General features: G+C 43.7%; 1 protein-coding gene. It reads right to left on the bottom strand.

From position 1 onward, the window contains the following. Positions 1 to 1,067, bottom strand: a 1,067-nt coding sequence (locus A3738_RS07910; protein WP_231876573.1) for an SNF2-related protein, incomplete at its 3' end; no start/stop codon positions are given. Positions 1,068 to 1,088: the final 21 nt, after the last annotated feature.

Here is a 1,088-nt window from a genome sequence, read left to right on the forward strand (position 1 = left end):
CTCAGGTCTGATTTAAGGCTGGCATCAACCGGCGCATCATCGGTTTGGCTTTGTAGCTGCTTCACTAACTCTGAAATTTCGCCATAATGCTTTTCTTGTTCCTTGAAGGCTTCAAGGTCATGAAAACGATCAGGATCAAGCAAACGTAAGAGAAAAAACTGAAACAAAAAAAATGAAAGTTCAGGTGTCGCAGTCAGAAGTAACACGCCTCGACTAATCTTCGATAGCTCTTCAACACACAAGTATTCATCACTCGCTTTCTCGGCACTCCATTCAAGATGATGTGCCTCATCGACGACAAACAAATCCCAATCAGCTTCGCTAGCGAGCGCGGAAAGAGCAGGATCTTGGCTAAGTGTTGCAATATCGCATAATACTAGTTGCTCTTCTTCAAAAGGATTCTCGACGCCCTCTTCAATCAACGCATCACAACGAGCATGATCAAAAATAGAAAAACGCAGATTGAATCGGCGCAGCATTTCAACAAGCCACTGATGAATCAGTGTCGATGGCACACAAATCAATACGCGAGAACTTAAACCGCGTTGTAGTTGGGTATGAATAATCATGCCTGCCTCAATGGTTTTACCGAGGCCAACCTCATCTGCTAACAAGACACGTGGTGCAAAACGTTGTGCGACATTTTTTGCAATGTACACCTGATGAGAAAGCAAGCTCGTGCGTGAACCAAGCAAGCCTTTAACGCCACTCAGTTGAAGGGCATGATTATGTTGCAAGGTTTCATAACGCAAACGAAATGCGCGATTACGATCGAAGTGCCCATTGGTTAATCGCTGCAATGGATTCGTAAACTGGATAAAACAATTCAGCTCAACTTCGCTAATACGTTGTTTTGTCGAGGCATCACTGGAAACATGATAAAAGACAAGATCATCAATTAGATCGACATCTTTGATCACATAGAGTTGATCATCATGATCACGAACTTCATCTCCCACTTTGTAAATCACCCGAGAAATAGGCGCTTGGTCTGTCGCATAAGTACGAATTTCATCGGCCGCAGGAAAGGTGATCAGGATTCTCCGCCCTTCGATTTCAGAGATCATTCCTAAACCTAATTTCGGTTC

Source organism: Oleiphilus sp. HI0066, from assembly GCF_001635725.1.